Raw genomic sequence first — 19,847 nt, 5'->3', positions numbered from 1 at the left:
ATGCGCTTCATCTGTGGGCACAGCCGTTGGATTGCATTGGCGCCGGCTCACCTATGCCTCCACCGCCATCTCGATGACGAGGAACAGCAGGAAGCCGACGAAGAAGGCGCTGATCGACCAAGGTGTCTCGGCCACCTCGTGGGCTTCGACCAGCAGTTCCTCCGTGACCAGGTACAGCAGCGCGACGATGCCGATGCCCAGCAGCACGGCAAACGCAAATGGCGGCAAGGCGCCGAAGAACAGCCGCCCCAGCACCGCCGCGACGCACAGGATCAGTGCCAGCGCCGGTGCCACGGCCAAGGCAGCCGCGCGTCCCGCACCCGAGCGGGACATTGCCGCGCTGACCGACAGCGCCAGAAACAGCACCTCCAGCGTGAGCGCGACCGCGAGCAGGATGCCGGCCTTCTCGCCCGCCGCGAACGCCATGCCCAGCACCAGCCCGTCGATGAGCAGGTCCAGCGCCGTGACGGCCAGCATGCCCGCAGGGAAGCGGCGTGCCTGCTCGCGCTTCTCGATCGCGCCCGAGAGCCGGCGCACCAGCAGCATCAGCACGATGCCCAGCGCAAAGCCGATCACGACCGGCAGCGCCGCCTCCGTTCTTTCCTTGGGCAGCAGTTCCAGCGCGGTGGCTGCGAACACGATACCTGCGGCGAAGTGCTGGATGACCGCCGTGAGCGCTTCGGAAGGCGCTCGCCATGCGGCCCACGCGCCGCCCGCCGTGGCCACTGCCAGCGCCGGCAGGGTGTAGAGCAGGACGAGCAACGCGGGATGCATGGCTTACTCGATGGGTAGGGCCTGCTGCACTTCCGTCACGTACACCCAGCCCGCGCGCGGCTGCCCGGTGCGGCCGACCTGCCGGATGATCGCGACGAGCTCGCCGACGTGGGGCTCGTCGCACAGCAACTCCAGCTTGTACTCGTTGACCACCTCGTCGCCGAGTTCGACCGAGTAGTGCTTCTCTTGCTCATTGATCGGCACCAGCGAGCCCTTGACGACGTAGACCGTGAGGTTGTGCTGCCCGCCGTCGGCCGCGCCCCAGGCCGTCGAGGCCTTGAGCGCGGCGATCACCTCGCCGATGCGGTGTGCGTGCACATAGGCCTTGATTTCCTTCATGCCGCGTCTCCTTGTGACGTTGCGTGGGAGCCGGTGCCAGCGCGCCGTTCGGCACGGCCCTCGGCCCATTCGTAGATCAGGGGCAGCAGCAGCAGCGTCAGCGCCGTCGAGGTGAAGAGCCCACCCACCACCACGGTCGCCAGCGGCCGCTGCGTCTCGGCACCGACACCGGTGGACAGCAGCATCGGCACCAGGCCCAGGATGGCGACGGACGCCGTCATCAGCACGGGCCGCAGCCGCAGCGCTGCCCCCTGCCGCACCGCGTCGCGCAAAGCCAGTCCCTGTTGCCGCAGGCCGTTGAGGAACGACACCAGCACGATGCCGTTGAGCATGGCCACGCCGAACACCGCGATGAAGCCGATGGCCGAGGGCACCGACAGGTACTGTCCCGAGACGAACAGTCCGACGATGCCGCCGATGACGGCAAACGGCACGTTGGCAATGATCAGCGTGGCGTGGCGCACCGAGTTGAACGCCGTGTACAGCAGGATGAAGATCAGCCCGATGGTCAGCGGCACGATCAGCGCCAGTCGCGCCATGGCGCGCTGCTGGTTCTCGAATGCGCCGCCCCATTCGATCCAGTAGCCGGCGGGTAGCTTCACCACCTGCTGCAGCTTGGCGTTGGCCTCCTTGACGAAGCTGTCCACGTCGCGGCCCTGCACGTCCATCTGCAGCACCGCGTAGCGCTGCAGGGCCTCGCGGCGCACGAACGAGTAGCCCTCGTCGAGCTCGATGCTGGCGACCTGCGAGAACGGCACGAGGGCGCCGCTGCTGGTACGGATGGGGATCGCGGCGATCGCCGAGGGCGACGAGCGGTAGTCGTCGGCCAGGCGCACGGCGATGTCGAAGCGGCGCGTGCCCTCGATCAGCGTCGAGACGGTGCTGCCGCCAATGCCCGACTGCACCACCTCCAGGATGTCGTCGGCATTGAGCCCCAGGCGTGCCGCCGCGGGGCGGTCCACCTTGACCACGAGCTGCGGCTTGCCCTTGTTGGCCTCGGCCGAGAGGTCGGCCACGCCGGGCACGGTCTTGAGCGCGGATTGGATCTGGCCGGTGAGCCTGTCCAGCGTGCCCAGGTCCTCGCCGTAGAGCTTCAGGGCCAGCGTCGCGCGGACACCGGAAATCAGCTCCTCGACGCGCATCTGGATCGGCTGCGTCGCGCCGAACACGGCCGTGGGCACCGTCTCCTCCAGCGACTCCTGCATCTGGCGCCCGAGCGAGGTGTAGGAGAGCTTCTCGGGCCACTGGCCCTGCGGCTTGAGCTCCAGCAGCACTTCCATGTAGTTCACGTCGGCCGTTTCGCCCTTCTCGGCGCGGCCGATGGTCGCCAGCACGGTCTTGACCTGCGGGAACTGCCGGCGCAGCTCGGCGTCCACCACCTTCGACACCCGGATCGACTCTTCCAGCGAGGTCGATGGGATGCCGGTGATGCGGAACATGATTGCGCCTTCCTGCAGCTGCGGCATGAACTCCTTGCCCAGGAACGGGAAGAGGGCGAGCGACGCCAGCAGCAGCACGACGGCGCTGCCGACCACCAGGCGCTTGCGCTCCAGCGCCCAGTCCAGCAGCGGCAGGTACAGCCGCTTGGCGCGGGCCACCAGGAAGGTGTCGCGCTCCTCCTTGGGCTTGAGGATCAGCGCGGCGAGCACCGGCACGAGCGTGAGCGACAGCAGCAGCGAGCCAGCCATGGCGAAGGTGATGGTCAGCGCCATGGGCTTGAAGAGCTTGCCCTCCAGGCCGCTGAGCGAGAACAGCGGCATGAACACGACGATGATGATCAGGATCGCGAACGCGATCGGGTTCACCACCTCGCGCGCGGCCTGCAGGATCAGCTGCGTCTTGTGCACCGGCCGGCCGGACTCGCGCGCATGCGCCAGCAGCCGGAAGGCGTTTTCCACCATCACCACGGCGCCATCGACCATCATCCCGGTGCCGATGGCCAGGCCCGCCAGCGACATCAGGTTGGCCGACAGGCCGAACTGCTGCATCAGCACGAAGGCGATGAGCATGGCCAGCGGCAACGTGACGATCACGACCACGGCCGAGCGGATCTCGCCCAGGAAGAGGAAGAGGATCACGGCCACCAGGAGTGCGCCTTCGACGAGCGAGCTCTCGGCGGTCTTGAGCGCCTTTTCCACCAGTTCCGTGCGGTCGTAGACGGGGTTCAGCGTCACGCCCTTGGGCAGCGCGGCCTGCGCGGTGGCAAGCTTGGCCTTGACCGCGTCGACCACGTTCTTGGCGTTCTCGTTGACGCGTGCCAGTGCCATGCCCAGCACGCTTTCCTCGCCGTTGCGCGTGACGGCGCCGAAGCGCATCGCAGGCGCCTCCTTGACCTGCGCCACGTCGCGCACGTGGATCGGCGCACCGTTGCGCTCGGCCACGATGACCGACTCGATGTCGGCCACGCTGCCCACCAGGCCCAGGCCCCGCACGAGGTACTGCTCGGCACCGACGTTGAGGTACTGGCCGCCGACTTGGCGGTTGTTGGCCGTCAGCCGCTCCATGACCTCCTTGAACGACAGCCCATACTTGATGAGGCTGCGCGGGTCGATCTGCACCTGGAACTGCTTTTCCTGGCCGCCCCAGGAGATGACGTCATCGACGCCGGGCGCGGTGCGTACGATCAGCCGTACCGTCCAGTCGTGCAACGTGCGCAGTTCCATGGCCGAGAGCTTCTTGTCGGCCGAGTCGATCGTGTACCAGAAGACCTGCCCAAGCCCGGAGCTGTTGGGACCCAGCACCGGCTCGCCGTAGCCCTGGGGCAGCCGCTCCTTGGCTTCCTGCAGCTTCTCGCCCACCAGGCGCCGGGCGAAGTAGATGTCGACGTCGTCCTTGAAATAGACGCCGACGTAGGACAGACCGAAAAGCGAGACGGAGCGCACCTCCTCGACGCCGGGCAGGCCGGCCATCGCGCCCTCGATGGGCGCGGTGAGCAGCTTCTCGACATCCTCGGCCGCCAGGCCCGGCGACTCGGTGTAGACGTTGACCTGGATCGGCGTGACGTCCGGGAAGGCGTCCACCGGCACTTGCTGAAAGGCGCGCACGCCCAGGCCTACGATCACCGCAAAGGCAACCAGTACCAGGACCTTGTAGCGCAGCGAGGCATCGACAATCGCATTGAGCATGGTGCTGGCTTTCTCAATGCTCGTCGCTGATCTGCGACTTCAGCAGCCTGGCCTTGAGCGCGTAGGCGCCGGCCGTCACCACCTCGTCGCCGGGCTGCACGCCGGACTTGAGCACCGTGCGGCCGCCGAGCTTGTCGCCGGGCTCCACCGGGCGCGGCTCGTAGCCGTCCTTCTCGCGCACGAACACCGTCGGCTGCCCCTGCAGCAGCAGCACCGCGGCGTCTGGGACGCTGAGCACGCCCTCCTTGGTCTGGCCGGTCTGGATACTGGCCGTGGCGAACATCTCGGGCTTGAGCCGCCCGTCCTGGTTGTCCACCTCGATGCGCGCGCCCACGGTGCGCGTGTCCTTGTCGAGCACGCCGGCGATGAAGCTCACCTTGCCAGCAAAGCGCACGCCGGGATAGGCCGCGACGGTCACGCTCGCGGGCGCGCCCACGCGCACTTTGGCCAGCAGGTCCTCCGAGAGGTTGGCCTCGATCCACACGCGCGAGAGGTTGGCTACGGTGAACAGCGAGACTTCCGGACCGGCGAGCTCGCCGATGGTGGCCTTCTTCTCGATGACAGTGCCGGCCAGCGGCGAGCGCAATTCGAAGCTCGCGCTGGCCCGGCCGCCGCCCTGCGGCGACGCCCCAAGCAGCCGCAGCTTGTCCTCGGCCGCGCGCAGCTCGGCGCGTGACTTCTCCAGCTCGGCCTGCGCGCGCAGGTAGTCCTTCTGGGGAATGATCTCCTCGGCCACGAGCTTGCTGGCCCGGTCGAAGTCGCCCTGTGCCACGCGGTGTGACGCCTGTGCCTGCTGGTAGGCGGACTGCGCTTCTCCCAAGGCCACGCTGTCGAGCACGGCCAGGGTCTGCCCGGCGCGCACCTGGTCGCCGAGCTTGGCCACGACCTGCGTGAGGCGGCCCTCCACTCGGGGCGCGACGTGGGCGAAGTGGTCCTGGTTGGCGCGGATGGTGGCAGTGACGGTGACGACATCGGCCTGGGCTTCGGGCTGCAGCGCCTGGACCTGCAGCCCGGCACGCTGCGCCTCCTCGGCCGACAGCTTGATCAAGGAGCTCTCCTCGGCCTGTGCCTGGGCCTGCTCGTCCTTCGTGGCAGGCTGGTCGTTCTTGGCACCACCGCAGGCGGACAGCAGCGCGGCCACGGCCAGCGCAGCGAGCGCACGACGACCACCTGGTTGCATCAATTTCTTCATGGTGCTCTTCCTCAGGGCTGGCTCGTCCATCCGGCGGCGGCTTCCAGCTCGGCCCGGGTGGTGTGGTAGTCCAGCAGGGCGTCGATCAGGTCACGGCGGGCGTCCAGGGACTGGCGCGAGGTGACCAGCAGCTCCAGCAGCCCGATCTGGCCGACCTCGCGCGAGCGCAACGACAAGCGCTCGTTGTCGGCCAGCGTCGGCAGCACCAGGCGCTGCAGCCGCTCCACGCGGGCCTGCAGGCTCTGCAGCCGCGACCACAGCGCCTGCACCTGGGCAGGTGCGTCGCGTTCGGCGGCGCGACGCTCCACCTGCGCCTGGGCGAGCTCGGTGCTGGCCTGGCCGATGCCTGCGGCGTTGTGCTTGAACAGGGGCAAGGGCACGGACAGCGTGACGGTGGTCAGCCGCTCGCGCGCGTCCAGCGGACCCTCGCGGCCGACGTTGACCCCGACGGTGATGTCCGGATAACGCGCGGCACGTTCGAGCCGCAGCCTCGACTGGGCGCTTTGCTCGCGTGCCTGGAGCGCCTGCAGGCGCGGCTGCGACAGCGCGGCCTGCAGCAGCTCGTCGCGCGTGTATACCAGTGGCGTCAGCTGCAGCTCGCCGGCGGCCTGCGGCAGCTCGGCCGCATCGAGCTGCAGCCCGGCGGCCAAGTCGGCGCGCGCCTGCAGCAGCTCCTCCTGGATGCTGGCCAGTGCGTTGCGTGCACGCTCGGCCTCGACCACGGCCACATTGGCATCGAGCCGCGTGTCCTCGCCGGAGGCCCGGCGGCGCTCGATGGCCCGGGCCGTGTCCTCGAACAGCTGCAACGCCTGGGCCTCCACTTCGACGCGCCGCTGCAGCGCCAGCACGCGGTAGAAGCGTTGCGACACCTCGGCGCGCAGCTGGCGCGACGCGTCGTCGATTTCCAGCCGCACCGCTGAGAGCGCCTCCTGTGCGGCCTCGCGCCGATGGCCCCGCTGCCCGGCAATCTCCAGCGACTGCTCGATGCCGGCGGCCCACTCGTTTTGCCGCGGCGTGCCGGGTGGCGCAGCCACGCGCCGGCGCGTGCGCTCTGTCCAGACCTGGGGATTGCTGGCCAGCAAAGCCGCGGCGTCGGTGGCTTGGCCTTCAGCAGCCGCGAGCTGCGCCTGCCGCGCCTTGAGCGCAGGGTTGCTGGCCTGGGCCAGCGCGAGAGCTTCCTGCAACGTCAGGCTTCGCCCGGCCGCGGTCATCGCGGGCGCAGCGTCTTGCGCCAGGGTCCAGCACGGTGCCAAGCACAACGCGGCGGCCAGCGCCAGCGTCTTGTATCGCATCGAATCCTCCAGTCAGGGATGAACCAGGAACGGGATGGATCCGGCGAGCGAGTGCTGTGGGCGAGTGGCCTTGTGCCTTGAGAGAAAGAAAAGAACGCGGGTGCTCGCCGGATCAGGCGGCGAGCAGCCAGTTGGGGCGTTCCGGGGTTCCGGGCGGTGCAGATGAATAGGACACGCCGGCAGCGGGGTGCTGGGGCGGCACGGCATGCATCCCGGTGAAAACCACCACGTCAGGCGGCAGTGACGGGCCGCCCATGTGGCAGACCGGGCAGTCGTTGTCGGCGACCGTCGAATCGGCCTTGGCTTTTGCGCCGTCGTCGGCCTGGGCCGACTTGTGCACGTGCACGTGGTGGCCGAAGTGCTGGGCCGTTGGCGCCGCCTCGTGGCTGCAATACACCGCGGCCGCGCTCCAGACGAACTGGAGCGGCAGCAGCATCAGCAGCAGGATGACGACGCGGCGGACCATGGTTTTGATTATAGCCACTACAAGGTTGTCCAACGTACATTGACGCCTTGGGCCGTCCACTCCAAAGCCATGGTTTGCATCTCGCGGATAAGCTGCCTGCGTTTTGCAAACCCTGGAGCGCTTGTAGAGTAGGGGCTGGCATTTTTCATGCCGGTCCAGTGTGAACATGAAGATTGGTGAACTCGCCGACGCTACCGGCACCTCAGAACAGACGATACGCTTCTACGAGCGCGAAGGCTTGCTGCCCAAGCCCGGACGCACTCCTGGCAACTACCGCGTGTACGGCCCGGCGCACGTCGAAATGCTGGCGTTCATCCGGCAGTGCCGCAGTCTTGACATGGCCCTGGACGAGATCCGGGTGCTCCTGCGCTTCAAGGATGCGCCCGAGGAGGACTGTGGCGCCGTCAACGCGCTGCTGGACGCCCACATCGGCCAGGTGGAGCAACGCATTCGCGAACTGCGGGTGCTGCAAAAGCACCTGAAGGATCTGCGCCGGCGCTGCACGCAGGCCCAGCCCGCACGCGACTGCGGCATCCTCCAGGAACTCGCCCACGTCGTCAGCGCGGCACCAAGGCAGCGCTGACGCGGAGGCGTTCTCGAACCAGCACGCAGGCGGCGCCGGAGCCTGGCTGAACGCCGCACGGCGCGGGCCACGCGGCGTTCCGTGCCAGGGTCACTTGAGCGCAAAGCGCACGTTGACCGCCTTCTTCCCCGGCAGCGTGACCGTGGCGACGGCCTTGGTGCCGGCACCCACCTTGAAACTGCCCTGGGCTGCGAGCCTGTTGTCACCCGCTGGCGACAACGTCGCCTCGGTCTTGTCGCTGCCGCTGAGCAGCGTGAGCTTGCCGCTGGCGCCTTGCGTGCTCGCGGGCTTGCCGTGGTCGCGCACGTACAGCGTGACGGCGTCGGCCTTTGCCACCAGCTCGAAGTCCATGTCGCTGGCTTCGACCACGACACCGCCGTGCATCGGCTCGTGGCCATGGCCGTGCTCGTGCTCCTGTGCCGCGGCGGCGGCGGTGCCCAGGCAAGCAGCCAAGGCGGCAGTGGCCCAGATGCGGTTGAGTTTCATGAAGGTCCTTTCGTTGACGGGAGGAATGAAGAGGCCGCCAGGCTTCAGAAGGCCTCGGCGTTGCCGTCGTCGACCAGCCGCTCGGCGTCGCGGCGGCCAAACAGCCAGAACATGGCCGGGGTGAGGAAGGTGTCGAGCAGGGTCGAGCTGATCAGGCCCGAGAAGATCACCACCGCCACCGGGTGCAGGATCTCGGTGCCGGGCTGCTCGGCCTCGAACAGCAGCGGTGCCAGCGCGAAGGCCGTCACCAGCGCCGTCATCAGCACGGGGCTCAGCCGCTCCAGCGAGCCGCGCAGGATCATGCGGTGGTCGAAGTTCTCGCCCTCGAAGCGCATGAGGTTGATGTAGTGGCTGACCTTGAGGATGCCGTTGCGCACGGAGATGCCCGCCAGCGTGATGAAGCCCACCAGGGCGGCCACCGACAGCGGCTGGCCCGCCAGCCACAGCCCCACCACGGCGCCCACCAGCGCCAGCGGGATGTTGGCCATGATCAGCAGCGCCAGCTTCGAGCTCTTGTAGCGGCTGAACAGCACGACGAACATCAGCACGGCCGACACGATGGAGAGCAAGCCCACCAGGCGCGAGGCCTCCTCCTGGGCCTGGAACTGCCCGCCCAGCGTCACGAAGTAGCCCTCGGGCAGCTTGGTCTCGGCCACCACGCGGCGGATGTCGGCCACGATGTCCGACAAGGCCCGGCCCTGGGCGTTGGCCGACAGCACGATGCGGCGCTTGCCGTCATCGCGGCTGATCTGGTTGGGACCGTCGCTGTCCTCGATGGAGGCGATCTTGGACAGCGGGATTCGGCCCGAGGGCGTCTCGATGAGGATGTCGTGCAGGCCCTGCGTGGAGCGCGCCTCCTCGGGCAGCTTGACCACCAGCGCGAAGCGTCGCCCGCCCTCGACGATCTGCGTGACCTTCTCGCCCTCCACGAGGCTTTGCAGCACCGTGAGCACCTGCGGTGCCGGCACGCCATAGCGGGCCGCCGCCGCATAGTCCACGCGCACCTTGATCTGGGGCGCGAGCACCTGCTTCTCGATTTCCAGGTCGGCAATGCCGGGGATCGACGCCAGCCGGCTGCGCAGCACGTCGGCCTGGCCGCGCAGCGTGTCGAGGTCCTCGCCGAAGATCTTGATGGCGATCTGCGAGCGCACGCCCGAGAGCATGTGGTCGATGCGGTGCGAGATGGGCTGGCCGATGGCGATGGCCGCGGGCAGGTTCACCAGGCGCGAGCGGATGTCGGCCTGGATCTCCTGCATGCTGCGCTTGATCTCGCCCACGGGCTTGAGGCCCACGTCGAGCTCGCTCACATGCACGCCCTCGGCGTGCTCGTCGAGCTCCGCCCGGCCGCTGCGGCGTCCGACGTGGGTCACCTCGGGCACCTGCTTGACCAGCACTTCGGCCTGGCGTGCGATGTCGGTGGACTGCGCCAGCGTCACGCCGGGATTCAGCCGCATGCCGATGAGCAGCGTGCCCTCGTTGAACGGCGGCAGGAACGTGGTCGCGAAGAAGGGCACGGCCACGGCCGCGGCCAGGACCGCCACCGCACCCGCGGCCACCGCGGCGCGGGGCCGGTTCAGTACCTTCTGCAAGGCGGTGCCGTAGCGACGCTTGAGCCAGGCCAGCAGCCGGGTGTCGCCGTGGTCGAGCGACTTCATGCGCGGCAGCAGGTACAGCGAGAGCACCGGCGTGACCGTGACCGACACCACGAGGCTGGCCAGCGTCGAGACGATGAAGGCGATGCCCAGCGGCACGAACAGCCGTCCCTCCATGCCCGGCAGCGCAAACAGCGGCACGAACACCAGCACGATGATCACGGTGGCGTACAGGATCGCCGAGCGCACCTCCATCGTTGCACGCGCCACCACCTCGATGGGATGCAGCCGGTGCTCGTGATGGCGGCTGCGATCCTCCTTGAGCCGGCGCATCACGTTCTCGATGCCCACGACCGCGTCGTCCACCAGCCCGCCGATGGCGATGGCCAGGCCACCGAGCGTCATGGTATTGATCGACAATCCGAAGTAGCGGAACACCAGCGCGGTGATGAAGATCGACACCGGAATCGCCACCAGCGCGATCACCGTCGTGCGCACGTTGCCCAGGAAGAGGAACAGGATCACCGCGACGAAGGCCGAGGCGGCGACGAGCTTGCCCTGCAGCGTGTCGATGGAGGACTCGATGAAGCTGGCCTGGCGGAACGTCACGCGCGGCGCCTGCATGCCCGCGGGCAGCGAGCGCTTCATCTCGTCGAGCGCGGTCTCGATCGAGCGGGTGAGCTTGATGGTGTCGGCGGTGGGCTGCTTCTGGATGCCCAGGATGACGGCGGGCTTGCCTTCGAAGCCTGCGTCGCCGCGCCGAAGCGCCGGCGCGAACGTCACCTGCGCCAACTGGCGCAGCAGGATCGGTTGGCCATCCTTGGCCGTCAGGGCCAGGTTCTTCAGGTCTTCCAGGCTGGAGGTGCGGCCCAGGTTGCGAATCAGGTACTCGCGCCCGTTGAGCTCCAGGAAGCCCCCCGAGGTGTTGGAGGAGTAGTTCCTCAGGGCCGATTCGAGCTGGTCATGCGAGATGCCCAGGTCCGCCATGCGGCGCGTGTCGGGCTGGACCTGGAACTGGCGCACCTCGCCGCCGATGGGAATCACCTGCGCCACGCCGGGGATGGCCATCAGCCGCGGCCGCAGCACCCAGTCGGCGTACTCGCGCACGGCCATGGGCGTGATCCTTGAGGTGTCGATCGGGATGGCGATCTGCATGATCTCCCCCATGATCGAGCTGATCGGGCCCATGCGCGGGACCACGCCCGCGGGCAGCCCCTCCTCCATGGACGCCAGCCGCTCCGAGACCATCTGCCGGGCGCGGAAGATCTCCGTGCTCCAGTCGAAGGTCACGTAGAGGAAGGAAAGGCCCGCGCTGGAGGTCGAGCGCACGGATTCCACTCCCGGCAGGCCGTTCATGGTGGTCTCCAGCGGGAAGCTGATGAGTTGCTCCACCTCCTCGGCCGCCATGCCGCCGGCCTCGGTCATGATCGTGACCGTGGGCTTGTTGAGGTCGGGGAACACGTCCACCGGAGTGCGCGAGAGCGTGAAGGCGCCATAGGCCATCAGCACCAGGCTCGCGATGATCACCAGCAGCCGGTTGGCCAGGCTGCTGTCGAGAAGCCACTTGAACATGTGCGGCTCTCCGTCAGCGGACCTGGTTCACGAGCGTCGCGCCCTGCGTCACGACCCGATCGCCCGCCTTGAGCCCCGTCGTGGCCGTCAGCGTCGCGCCGTCAAGCGGCTGCACCGTCACCACCCTGGGCTCGAAGCGCTCGGGTGCGGCCTTGACCCAGACGATGCTCTGGTTCGACGGATTCTTGACCAGTGCGTCCGCGGGCACGGGCACGCCCTGGACACGGCTGCGGGTCTGCACCACCACCTGCACGGGCTGCCCCACCGCCAGCGCGGACAGTGCGGCGCCCTCGGCGCGGAACATCAGGGGCAGCGCCTGCTCGCGCAGCGAGCGCGACGCGCCGATGAACGTGAGCGGCACCTTCTTGCCGCCGGCCATGAGGAACGCCGTGTCCACGTCAGCGGCCACCGCGGCGTCAAAGGCCAGCGCCTCCACGCGCAGCCGTGACGGATCCACCACCTCGAACACCAGCTCGCGCGCGTCCACCACCTGGCCGCTGACGGCGTTGGCCGAAGCGATCACGCCCGACACGGGGGCGAGCAGCGCATCGCGCCCGGAGAGGCCGCCACCGATGGCCGCCATGCGCGCGCCCAGGCTGGCCACCTCGCTCTCGGCCGCCTCGATTTCCTTGCGCGGCACGGTGTCGGCCAGCTCCTTCAGGCGCGCCAAGCGCTTGGCGGCCAGATCGCGGCTGGCTTTCAACTCGGCCAGCTGCGCCGCCTGGTTGGAGCGCTCGATGGCGCCGGCCGAGGGCACGACGTAGGCCAGCACGTCGCCCTTGCGCACCGTCTGGCCCACCGAAGGCAGCCCCCGCGGGCCCGGCTCCAGCCGCCCGGCCACCAGGGCCTGGACCTTGCCGCCGGCGTTGGGGTCCATCTGCACGCGTCCCGAGAGCTCCAGGGCACGGGGCAGTTGCCCGTCCTGGGACACCGACGTGCGCACGGCCATCTGGCGTTGCGCGGGCTTGGGCAGGAACACGCTCCCGTCGGGAAGGCGCTGTGGACCGTTGGCGTTGGCGCTGGGAGCGGCGTCGCCGTGGTCGTGTCCATCGCCGGCCTGGGCCAGCGATGCGGCCAGCGCCAGCGTCAGCAGCGCAAAGGCGGATTGAATGCGGGTCATGCGTTTCATGCGGCGACTCCGGTACGGCTGCGACGGCCGGCGGCGTAGCGCCGCCAGCCCCAGGCCATGGCGGCCAGAGCGCCCAGCACCCCGGCCACCCAGCCGGAGGCACGTTGCCAGTGGCTGGCATTGCCTTCCTCGGCGTGTTCGTCGGCGTGCAGGTCCAGCTCGCCGGCGAGCAGGTCCGACACGGCCCCAGCCGTGACGGTGGCCGTCACGGGAATGGTTCCGGGCTGCAGCGGCTGCGCCAGCGTCGCCTCGAATTCGCCCTCGGCGCGGGGTTGCACCTGGATCTTCTGGCCGCCGATTTCGACTTCCAGCTGGGCATCCTTCACCGGGCTGTTGCTGTCGGCATGGTCCAGGTAGAGCGTCAGCTGCGTGCCGTTGACGACACCCACCAGCTCGAAGTCTTCGGAAACGGCGGCAAAGCGCGGCATGGCCGGACCAGTGGCCGCGGGCGGTGCATCACCATGGTCGTGGCCGTCGCCGGCCTGCGCAGCGGGCAAGGCCAACAGCGATAGGGCTGCCACAAGAACAGCCAGAGACTTGCGGATTTGAGGGGCGTACATGACGGGCATCCCGGGATGTCGTTGCAGGGGGTGCGTGTGGATGCGTGGGAGCGGTGGCGGGTGCATGCCGCGGCTCCTCACTCGGGCAGCAGGCCCAGGGCCTGGCGCCATTGCGAAAGCGCCTGTGCCAGCTCGATGCGGGCGCGCGCCTGCAGCCGCTCGGCCTCGAAGGCCTCCAGCTCGACGCGCAGCCGCGTCGGCAAATCCGCTTCGCCGAGCCGGAAGGCCTTGTCGATGAAGCCGCGCGTCTGCTCGGCCAGCGCCGCGCGCTGCGTGGCCGCCTCGGCGACCTGACGCGCGCCGTCCATGCGGGCCTGGGCGGCCGCGAGCTCGCCCTGCAAGCGCTGCTGTTCCACGGCCAGCGCGCTCTCGGCCTCGATCTGTTCGGCGCTGGCGGCCGCCACACGGGCGCGATGCCGGCTGTCCGAACCGAGAGGAATGCGCACGCCCACGGTAATCGACTGGCCGTAGGCCTCGCCCAGGACATCGCGCTCGCGCGTGGTGGCCAGGGCCAGCTCGGGATTGGCCCTGCGCTGCACGCCGGCCAGCGCCTGGCTGCGCCGCGCCACTTCGGCACGATCCTGCAGCTCGACCAGCAGGGGATGCGACAAGCTGGTGCCTGACGCCGGCAAGGCTTCGGCCGTGTCGGGCAGTGGCTGGGGGAGTTCGATGCCCGCGAGCGCCCTGAGCGCCTGCTGGGCCTGGGCTTGCAGCGCCATGGCTTCAGCAAGACCGGCTCGCGCGGCAGCGGCCGCGCCTTCCGCCTGGTGCTGGTCGGCCCGGGAGAGGTCACCCGCGCTCACCCGGCGTGCGACGTCGGCGGCGAGTTGCTGGGTGTTGGCCAGCCGAGCCTGTGCCAGGGCCGCCTCGATTCGAGCACGGTGGACGGCCCACCAGGCGTCACGCACTTGGCCGGCCAGGCGCAGCTGCGCGGCGAGCACCCGGCTGTCCACGGCTTGGCGTTCGGCTTGCGCGACCGCTTGCGTGCGGGAGCGCTCGCCGGGCAGCCACAGCGGCACGGCCACGCCGGCGACGTATTCGCGCCGTCCGTTGTTGCGCATCAGCCGGTCGCTGGCACCCGACAGCTCCAGCGCCGCCGGCTCCGGCGTCCAGCTGCGTGCCGCTTCGAGCCGGGCGTCCGTGGCGTCGCGCCGCGCCGCGACGCCGCGCGCCTCGGGTTGACGTTGCCAGGCGCTGTCGAACACGTGCCTGAGCGTGACGGGGTCGTTGGCGGTGTCTTGGGCATGGGCGAGCGGCCCGATGGCCAGCAGGCAGGCCCATGCCAGGGCGGATGCGGCTCGCCCCGCACCCCGGCCCCAGGGTCCGAATGTCATGAAGTCTCTCGCAAGCGAAGCGGGCAGCAGCCCGCGGTGGCAGTCAGGCGGGACGGTGCGACAGGCCGCTGTAGCGGCGCGTCAGCCGGTGTGGGCCGGCCTCTTCCGTCCGGATCTCAGATCAGTCGCGCGAGAGGGGGACGCAGTGGATTGTCGGGATCGGGCTGCGGGATGAAGTGCTGGTAGGCGCTGGGCACGAAGCCCGGCCCGGCTTGGGTCAACGACGGGGACCAGTCCAGCAGCGCCACGGACCAGCCGTGGCCGTGGCATGTCGAGCAGTCGGCACCGCAGGACCAGTCCGCGGCACCGCCGTCGTCGGAAGCATCACGCTCCACAGCCGCCGCTGCGGCCTTGTGCACATGCTCGTGGTGGCCGAAGTGCGCCTTGCCGCCGGCCATGCGCTCATGTCCGCACGCGTTCGCTGCCGCCGCCCAGATGGTCTGGAACGGCAGCAAGGCGATCAACAGGACAAGCACGAAGCGGCGCATTGGGCAAGTGTATCAACACCAATATCCCGGCCTCCCATACACCTGCGGCAAGCCGGCTTCTTGTTCAGCGGCCCTGCGTCGCCAGGTGCAGGCGCTGCTTTTCTTCGGCGGACAGGCTCAGCCGCTCATTGCGAACCTGCTCGCGCGTCTTGGTCGGCGTGACGGCCGGGAACGTGTCCAGCGGCGGGCCCTCGCGGACGATCAGGCCCGGCGCAGCCGAGCGCGCATCGGCTTGCACCTGTGCCCGGGTCAACGTGCTCTGGGCATGCTCGGGGTGGTAGCTCATGCCCTGGTCCGTGCTTTCCTGGTGCCATTCGGAATTGGCCATGGACAGGGTGGGTGCCAGTAGCGCTGCGGCCACCAGCAGGCCGACGGAAGAGGGGCGGCGGGCTTTCATCAAAGTCACTCGGTTCTCGAAAAGTGGCGGAGTTGCTTGGGAATCAGAGGGCGTGAGAGGACGTGCTCACGGTCCGCGAAACAGCTCCTGCAGGCGCTGCCTTTCAGCGGCGGACATGTTCAGGTACTCGTTGCGGACCTGTTCGCGCGTCTTGCCCGACGTCGTGCCAGCGGTGCTTGGCGGCGCGCTTTCCCGAACTGCAGCGTCCGGCATGGAAACGCCAGCGGCGCTGCGGCCTGCAGCCCCCGTGCTCGTGCTGCCGTGATCGGGCTGGTACCGGTAGCCCTGGTTGTTGTTGGCCGGCACCCAGGGCGAATCCGCCATGGAAACAGCCGGTGCCAGCAGCACGGCGGACAGGGCCGCGACAGCCGAGAATTTCCGGGTATTCATGAGGTGCTTCCTTTCGGGAGGTTGGCCGCTACATCAGCGACCGTGGAAGCACTGTAGAAACCGGACCGGAACGCGACGGCGTCACGCAGATGACAATTTCGTCATCTGCCCTTGTGGCCTGGCATGGCATTGGGGATTAAAGCCGCATCGTCATGCGGCTGACATGCTACGGCCGACCTGCCGTCCTGGATTGCAAAAGCGTCATCGGATCGCCAGCCCTTCGTAACTCCCTGTCATTCAAAGTGGAGAAAGGGATGACGAAAGGGCAAATGGCCCGAATCGGCTGCATCCCGTGCAACCAGGAGAACAGCATGAGCTCGCAAACTTTCAGGACCATCGCGCTGATTGGCAGCATGGCATTCATCACCAGCGCGGCATTCGCCGCGAATGACGCGAGGCTGCCCAATGGCAAGTCCATGTACGGCGCACCCGTCGATGCCCGGGTCGCCACCAAGGAAGTGAACGTCGCCACGGCCGCAGCCGTGAATGTGGCTTGCGGCGAAGTCGTTGCCTTCCGCAACGCGGACAAGACCTTCGCATGGAAGTTCGACGTGGTCGGCCATCGTGCGGTGGACCTGCAAAGCATCGCTCCGGCAGGCTTCGTCAACAAGCCCCTTCGCATTCATGTCGCAACCAACGACATGGAGCGCAACTGAGCTGACGGTGGCGCGCGGTTGGCGGCTGCCATCGGGGCGCGCAGGACGCTCGCGCCGGAGCAGCCGCACCGCGGCTGCTCCTCAGGGACGGTCGCGGTGGTGGATGGTGCGAAAGGATTTTCGGGGTGAGAGCCGACCGCTTGACGCCATCGAGACGGCAGCACAGCCGGTCAGTCATACCACCATGGTCCCCAGCAGAAGACCGCCGTGGCTCTTGCGCAGGGCTCCTGTAGCCATGCGAAATCTCGGGGAAGTTCAGGTCAAGTCGTGACGTTGCGCACGGTTGCTCAGTCCCGCTCAGGACACCGGATTGCCGCACTGGCCGCAAAACCGTCCCCCTGATTGCAAGCCTGCGCCGCACTGCGTGCACGCATTCAGCGACGTACCGCACTGGGAACAGAACCTGCTGCCGGCGGGAGCGATCACGCAGCACTTTGGGCAGGCGGGAGCCAGAGAAGCTTGCACCACCACCGGCTGAGCATGGCATTGACTGCCGTCGGCCGGAACTCCATGGCCTACGTGGCGGTCGTTGTGGCCGTGACGGCCACCGGCGTGATGGTCTCCGCCATGGTGCTTGCTGCCGTGATGCCCATCGAACAGGCGATCAAAAATTCTCATACTCCGAGGTGCTTGAACTCAACGCTGCCGCGTTGCGGCCAGGCGGCTGAACGCTGGACGGCAGCTTGGCCGCGAAGACCTCGGCAGCAGCCCTACTGGTACTGTAGGAACTTGAGCTCTACGCCTTGCGAGCGCCAGCATGACAATCTCGTCATCTTCCCCAGCTCATGAAATGACGACAATCACGTCATGCGAATACTGGTGGTCGAGGATGAAAAGCGGGTGGCCGAGTACCTGCACAAGGGTCTGACCGAGAACGGCTACGCCGTGGACCTGGCGCACAACGGGCCGGACGGCCTGCACCTGGCGCTTGAGGGTAGCTACGACCTGGTACTGCTGGACGTGATGCTACCCGGCCTCGACGGCTTTGCCGTGTTGCGCGCGCTGAGGGCCGTGCGTGCCACGCCGGTGTTGATGCTCACGGCCCGCGATGCGGTGGACGACCGCGTGCAGGGTCTGCAGCAAGGGGCTGACGACTACCTCGTCAAACCCTTCGCCTTCTCGGAGTTGCTGGCCCGCGTGCAGGCCCTGCTGCGCCGCGGCACGCTGCAACAAGCGGAGCTCGACGCCAATCGCCTGCGCCTGGCGGACCTGGAGGTGGACCTGGTGCGCCGGCGCGCCACCCGGGCCGGGCAGCGCCTGAGCCTCACTGCCAAGGAGTTCCTGCTGCTGACCATGCTGCTTCGCCGCCACGGCGAGGTGCTCTCGCGCACCGTCATTGCCGAGCAGGTCTGGGACATGAACTTCGACAGCGACACCAACGTGGTGGACGTCGCGGTCAGGCGCTTGCGCAGCAAGCTCGACGACCCCTTCGACAAGAAGCTGTTGCACACCGTGCGCGGCATGGGCTACGTGCTTGAGGACCGCACACCGTGAGGCCGGCACCGGCGCGGCCGCTGGTTTGGCGCCTGTCGGTCTGGTTGGCGATCCAAAGCCTGATGGGGCTGATGCTGGTGGCAATGGGGGTGTACCTTGCCACCGCATGGAGTCTTTCCATCCGGGAGCAGGAGACGCTGGAGCAGCGCCACGCCGTGGTCAAGCATCTGATCGAAGAGGCCGTTGCCAATGCCGATCCGGTGACGCTGCGCCACAAGCTTGACGACTTCTTCGTCGGCACAACGGGCGTCGGGCTGCGCTTGGAACTGCCTGATGGCAAGCCGCTGTACGAGCGCGCGATGCAAGGCGCCCACAATCACACCCGGGCCGTGACGTTCGAACAGCCATGGCCATTGGACCCTCAGAGGTCGATCCGTGGTGCGCTGACGCTGGACACTACTTTGGATGACAGCCTGCTGGAGCGCCTGGCTGCCATCCTGGTGGTCAGCGCGCTGGCAGGTGCAATGCTGATATCGCTAACCGGCTCGGCACTGGTACGCCGCAGCCTCATGCCCGTGTTGGCGCTGTCGCGCCAGATCCGTTCCCTTGGGCCCGCAGGCCTGCATGGACGGCTCGACGGCATCGGCCAGCCCGAGGAGCTGCAACCTGTCGTGGAGCAGTTCAATGCACTGCTGCAGAGGCTGGAGCAGGCCTACGCGCAACTCGAAGCGTTCAACGCCGACGTGGCCCATGAGCTGCGCACTCCTTTGGCAGCGCTCATTGGCCACAGCGAGGTGGCCCTGAGCCGGCCTCGATCCGTGCAGGAGTTGCAGGAGGTCATCGGCAACAACCTCGACGATCTGAGGCGGCTCTCGGGCATCGTCAACGACATGCTGTTCCTGTCCAAGGCGGACCGCGGTGCCAGGGCCCGCCGCGTTCCCGTGCCCAGCGTTGCAGAGCTTGTCAACGAAGTCGTGGAGTTTCACGAAGCGGCGTTGCAGGAGGCCAACCTGCAGTCCCGGGTGACGGGTGACGCCTCGGGCGCTTACGACGCGGCCCTGCTGCGCCGCGCCCTGTCCAACCTGCTGGCCAACGCCACGCGCTACGCCAGTCCGGGCACTACCGTGGAGGTGGAGATCGCGATGCCCTTGCCCGACGTGCTGCAGTTGGTCGTGAGCAACACGGGCACGGAGATCGGGCGCGAGCACCTGCCTCGCCTGTTCGATCGCTTCTACAGGGCGGAAGCCTCGCGCGAGCACAGCGACCTCAATCATGGCCTGGGACTGGCCATCGTGGCTGCCATTGCGCGAATGCATGACGGCCAGCCGTTCGTGGACTCCCATTCCGGCCGCACGAGCATAGGCCTTCGCCTGTCCACCACCGCAGCGGCGGCAAGTTCGTCAAGTCGTCAGCGTTGACGCGGACCCCACCCGGCACCGATGCGTCGTTGACGGTATCGGCCATCGACACTACTGCAGCCGCGCTGCCGCAGCGGCCCAGACCGCATCAAAGGCAGCCGTCACGAAGGACCTCTACCGGGCAGGTTGGAACATGTTGATTCCCATGCCGGCCAGCACCACGGCTGCACCAGCCAGGTCCCAGGCCGTCGGGCGGATCTGATCGACGGCCCACAGCCACAGCAGCGCCACCCCGATGTAGACACCGCCGTAGGCCGCGTAGACGCGGCCGGCGGCGGTTTCATGCAGCGTCAGCAGCCACGCGAACAGCGCCAGGCTCAAGGCCGCCGGGATCAACAAGAGAATCGAGCGTCCCTGCTTGAGCCATAGATAAGGCAAGTAGCAGCCCGCAATCTCGGCCAGTGCCGTGGCGATGAACAAGAGGAACGTCTTCATCGCGTCATTGTGCTGGGTGCGTGCCTTGGATCGACAGCAGCCAGCGGCACGATCTGCGAATGCGGCCCGATGTTCTAGACTGATGCGTGCTCACCCAACTTCGCTCCTGACCACTGTCTCACCCGTGCGCTGCAGCAGCAACTGCCTGTAGCGCTCGATGCCGAACCGCATGGTGCCGCGGAAGT

Annotated in this window: 20 protein-coding genes; 4 read left to right on the top strand and 16 right to left on the bottom strand. The window is 68.1% G+C overall.

What is annotated here, in order from left to right:
* Positions 1 to 51: 51 nt before the first annotated feature.
* From FJ694_RS24055 to czcI, 6 genes are all read right to left on the bottom strand, one after another.
* Positions 52 to 774 (bottom strand): ZIP family metal transporter, encoded by a 723-nt coding sequence (locus FJ694_RS24055; protein WP_157269859.1) that lies wholly within the window; start codon positions 772 to 774, stop codon positions 52 to 54.
* A 3-nt stretch (positions 775 to 777) separates the two neighbouring features.
* Entirely contained in the window at positions 778 to 1,113 is a 336-nt protein-coding gene (locus tag FJ694_RS24050) for a P-II family nitrogen regulator (RefSeq protein WP_157269858.1), read from the bottom strand.
* Positions 1,110 to 4,238, bottom strand: a complete 3,129-nt coding sequence (locus FJ694_RS24045; protein ID WP_157269857.1) for an efflux RND transporter permease subunit — start codon at positions 4,236 to 4,238, stop codon at positions 1,110 to 1,112. Before FJ694_RS24045 ends, FJ694_RS24050 begins: the two co-directional genes overlap by 4 nt.
* Positions 4,239 to 4,251: 13 nt before the next feature.
* A complete protein-coding gene (locus tag FJ694_RS24040) occupies positions 4,252 to 5,430 on the bottom strand; it encodes an efflux RND transporter periplasmic adaptor subunit (RefSeq protein ID WP_157269856.1) in 1,179 nt (392 codons plus the stop codon).
* An 11-nt stretch (positions 5,431 to 5,441) separates the two neighbouring features.
* The gene (locus tag FJ694_RS24035; RefSeq protein WP_157269855.1) at positions 5,442 to 6,722 is read right to left on the bottom strand and encodes a TolC family protein; all 1,281 of its coding nucleotides are present in this window, start codon (positions 6,720 to 6,722) and stop codon (positions 5,442 to 5,444) included.
* A 112-nt stretch (positions 6,723 to 6,834) separates the two neighbouring features.
* The gene (gene czcI, locus FJ694_RS24030; protein ID WP_157269854.1) at positions 6,835 to 7,188 is read right to left on the bottom strand and encodes a cation efflux protein, CzcI family; all 354 of its coding nucleotides are present in this window, start codon (positions 7,186 to 7,188) and stop codon (positions 6,835 to 6,837) included.
* A 166-nt stretch (positions 7,189 to 7,354) separates the two neighbouring features.
* On the opposite strand from czcI, the gene cadR reads away from it, so the two are divergent.
* On the top strand, positions 7,355 to 7,771 hold the full coding sequence (cadR, locus tag FJ694_RS24025; protein ID WP_157269853.1) for a Cd(II)/Pb(II)-responsive transcriptional regulator: 417 nt from the start codon (positions 7,355 to 7,357) through the stop codon (positions 7,769 to 7,771).
* 90 nt (positions 7,772 to 7,861) lie between these two features.
* On the opposite strand, the gene FJ694_RS24020 is transcribed toward cadR, so the two are convergent.
* From FJ694_RS24020 to FJ694_RS23985, 8 genes are all read right to left on the bottom strand, one after another.
* Positions 7,862 to 8,257, bottom strand: coding sequence for a hypothetical protein (locus FJ694_RS24020; protein ID WP_157269852.1), 396 nt, complete (start codon positions 8,255 to 8,257; stop codon positions 7,862 to 7,864).
* Positions 8,258 to 8,301: 44 nt separating this feature from the next.
* A complete protein-coding gene (locus tag FJ694_RS24015) occupies positions 8,302 to 11,421 on the bottom strand; it encodes an efflux RND transporter permease subunit (protein ID WP_157269851.1) in 3,120 nt (1,039 codons plus the stop codon).
* 13 nt (positions 11,422 to 11,434) lie between these two features.
* The gene (locus FJ694_RS24010) at positions 11,435 to 12,550 is read right to left on the bottom strand and encodes an efflux RND transporter periplasmic adaptor subunit (protein WP_198320968.1); all 1,116 of its coding nucleotides are present in this window, start codon (positions 12,548 to 12,550) and stop codon (positions 11,435 to 11,437) included.
* Entirely contained in the window at positions 12,547 to 13,119 is a 573-nt protein-coding gene (locus FJ694_RS24005) for a hypothetical protein (protein WP_232540207.1), read from the bottom strand. The genes FJ694_RS24010 and FJ694_RS24005 overlap by 4 nt, the downstream gene beginning before the upstream one ends.
* Before the next feature lie 68 nt (positions 13,120 to 13,187).
* Positions 13,188 to 14,444: a TolC family protein gene (locus FJ694_RS24000; RefSeq protein WP_232540206.1), complete on the bottom strand. Its 1,257-nt coding sequence runs from the start codon at positions 14,442 to 14,444 to the stop codon at positions 13,188 to 13,190.
* Between the two features lie 116 nt (positions 14,445 to 14,560).
* A complete protein-coding gene (locus FJ694_RS23995) occupies positions 14,561 to 14,932 on the bottom strand; it encodes a hypothetical protein (RefSeq protein ID WP_157269850.1) in 372 nt (123 codons plus the stop codon).
* A gap of 64 nt (positions 14,933 to 14,996) precedes the next feature.
* On the bottom strand, positions 14,997 to 15,329 hold the full coding sequence (locus FJ694_RS23990) for a DUF4148 domain-containing protein (protein WP_157269849.1): 333 nt from the start codon (positions 15,327 to 15,329) through the stop codon (positions 14,997 to 14,999).
* Between the two features lie 66 nt (positions 15,330 to 15,395).
* Positions 15,396 to 15,719, bottom strand: a complete 324-nt coding sequence (locus FJ694_RS23985; RefSeq protein ID WP_157269848.1) for a hypothetical protein — start codon at positions 15,717 to 15,719, stop codon at positions 15,396 to 15,398.
* 311 nt (positions 15,720 to 16,030) lie between these two features.
* Between FJ694_RS23985 and FJ694_RS23980 the strand changes: the two genes are divergently transcribed.
* The gene (locus tag FJ694_RS23980) at positions 16,031 to 16,375 is read left to right on the top strand and encodes a CzcE family metal-binding protein (RefSeq protein WP_157269847.1); all 345 of its coding nucleotides are present in this window, start codon (positions 16,031 to 16,033) and stop codon (positions 16,373 to 16,375) included.
* A 297-nt stretch (positions 16,376 to 16,672) separates the two neighbouring features.
* Here the strand turns inward: FJ694_RS23980 and FJ694_RS38030 are convergent, their stop codons facing one another.
* Positions 16,673 to 16,993 (bottom strand): double zinc ribbon domain-containing protein, encoded by a 321-nt coding sequence (locus FJ694_RS38030; protein ID WP_157269846.1) that lies wholly within the window; start codon positions 16,991 to 16,993, stop codon positions 16,673 to 16,675.
* Between the two features lie 189 nt (positions 16,994 to 17,182).
* Between FJ694_RS38030 and FJ694_RS23970 the strand changes: the two genes are divergently transcribed.
* Both FJ694_RS23970 and FJ694_RS23965 read left to right on the top strand, forming a co-directional pair.
* Positions 17,183 to 17,869: a heavy metal response regulator transcription factor gene (locus FJ694_RS23970; protein ID WP_157269845.1), complete on the top strand. Its 687-nt coding sequence runs from the start codon at positions 17,183 to 17,185 to the stop codon at positions 17,867 to 17,869.
* Positions 17,866 to 19,227, top strand: coding sequence for a heavy metal sensor histidine kinase (locus tag FJ694_RS23965; protein WP_232540205.1), 1,362 nt, complete (start codon positions 17,866 to 17,868; stop codon positions 19,225 to 19,227). The genes FJ694_RS23970 and FJ694_RS23965 overlap by 4 nt, the downstream gene beginning before the upstream one ends.
* A 114-nt stretch (positions 19,228 to 19,341) precedes the next feature.
* On the opposite strand, the gene FJ694_RS23960 is transcribed toward FJ694_RS23965, so the two are convergent.
* Positions 19,342 to 19,662 carry a YnfA family protein gene (locus FJ694_RS23960; RefSeq protein ID WP_157269844.1) on the bottom strand — a complete coding sequence of 107 codons (321 nt, stop codon included), beginning with the start codon at positions 19,660 to 19,662 and terminating at the stop codon, positions 19,342 to 19,344.
* Positions 19,663 to 19,847 lie beyond the last annotated feature (185 nt).

The sequence above is a fragment of the Azohydromonas aeria genome (assembly GCF_009760915.1).
In the GTDB taxonomy this organism is placed as follows: domain Bacteria; phylum Pseudomonadota; class Gammaproteobacteria; order Burkholderiales; family Burkholderiaceae_C; genus Azohydromonas; species Azohydromonas aeria.
This window is presented reverse-complemented; position numbering and strand designations above follow the sequence as displayed.

Excerpts from the sequence above, each read along its gene's own strand:
- FJ694_RS23995 (WP_157269850.1), bottom strand. The coding sequence starts at position 14,932 with ATGCGCCGCTTCGTGCTTGTCCTGTTGATCGCCTTGCTGCCGTTCCAG.
- FJ694_RS24040 (WP_157269856.1), bottom strand. The coding sequence starts at position 5,430 with ATGAAGAAATTGATGCAACCAGGTGGTCGTCGTGCGCTCGCTGCGCTG.
- FJ694_RS23985 (WP_157269848.1), bottom strand. The coding sequence starts at position 15,719 with ATGAATACCCGGAAATTCTCGGCTGTCGCGGCCCTGTCCGCCGTGCTG.
- FJ694_RS24035 (WP_157269855.1), bottom strand. The coding sequence starts at position 6,722 with ATGCGATACAAGACGCTGGCGCTGGCCGCCGCGTTGTGCTTGGCACCG.
- FJ694_RS23960 (WP_157269844.1), bottom strand. The coding sequence starts at position 19,662 with ATGAAGACGTTCCTCTTGTTCATCGCCACGGCACTGGCCGAGATTGCG.
- FJ694_RS24045 (WP_157269857.1), bottom strand. The coding sequence starts at position 4,238 with ATGCTCAATGCGATTGTCGATGCCTCGCTGCGCTACAAGGTCCTGGTA.
- FJ694_RS24055 (WP_157269859.1), bottom strand. The coding sequence starts at position 774 with ATGCATCCCGCGTTGCTCGTCCTGCTCTACACCCTGCCGGCGCTGGCA.
- cadR (WP_157269853.1), top strand. The coding sequence starts at position 7,355 with ATGAAGATTGGTGAACTCGCCGACGCTACCGGCACCTCAGAACAGACG.
- FJ694_RS24010 (WP_198320968.1), bottom strand. The coding sequence starts at position 12,550 with ATGAAACGCATGACCCGCATTCAATCCGCCTTTGCGCTGCTGACGCTG.
- FJ694_RS24015 (WP_157269851.1), bottom strand. The coding sequence starts at position 11,421 with ATGTTCAAGTGGCTTCTCGACAGCAGCCTGGCCAACCGGCTGCTGGTG.
- FJ694_RS24020 (WP_157269852.1), bottom strand. The coding sequence starts at position 8,257 with ATGAAACTCAACCGCATCTGGGCCACTGCCGCCTTGGCTGCTTGCCTG.
- FJ694_RS24000 (WP_232540206.1), bottom strand. The coding sequence starts at position 14,444 with ATGACATTCGGACCCTGGGGCCGGGGTGCGGGGCGAGCCGCATCCGCC.
- FJ694_RS23970 (WP_157269845.1), top strand. The coding sequence starts at position 17,183 with ATGCGAATACTGGTGGTCGAGGATGAAAAGCGGGTGGCCGAGTACCTG.
- czcI (WP_157269854.1), bottom strand. The coding sequence starts at position 7,188 with ATGGTCCGCCGCGTCGTCATCCTGCTGCTGATGCTGCTGCCGCTCCAG.
- FJ694_RS23980 (WP_157269847.1), top strand. The coding sequence starts at position 16,031 with ATGAGCTCGCAAACTTTCAGGACCATCGCGCTGATTGGCAGCATGGCA.
- FJ694_RS38030 (WP_157269846.1), bottom strand. The coding sequence starts at position 16,993 with ATGAGAATTTTTGATCGCCTGTTCGATGGGCATCACGGCAGCAAGCAC.
- FJ694_RS23990 (WP_157269849.1), bottom strand. The coding sequence starts at position 15,329 with ATGAAAGCCCGCCGCCCCTCTTCCGTCGGCCTGCTGGTGGCCGCAGCG.
- FJ694_RS24005 (WP_232540207.1), bottom strand. The coding sequence starts at position 13,119 with ATGCCCGTCATGTACGCCCCTCAAATCCGCAAGTCTCTGGCTGTTCTT.
- FJ694_RS24050 (WP_157269858.1), bottom strand. The coding sequence starts at position 1,113 with ATGAAGGAAATCAAGGCCTATGTGCACGCACACCGCATCGGCGAGGTG.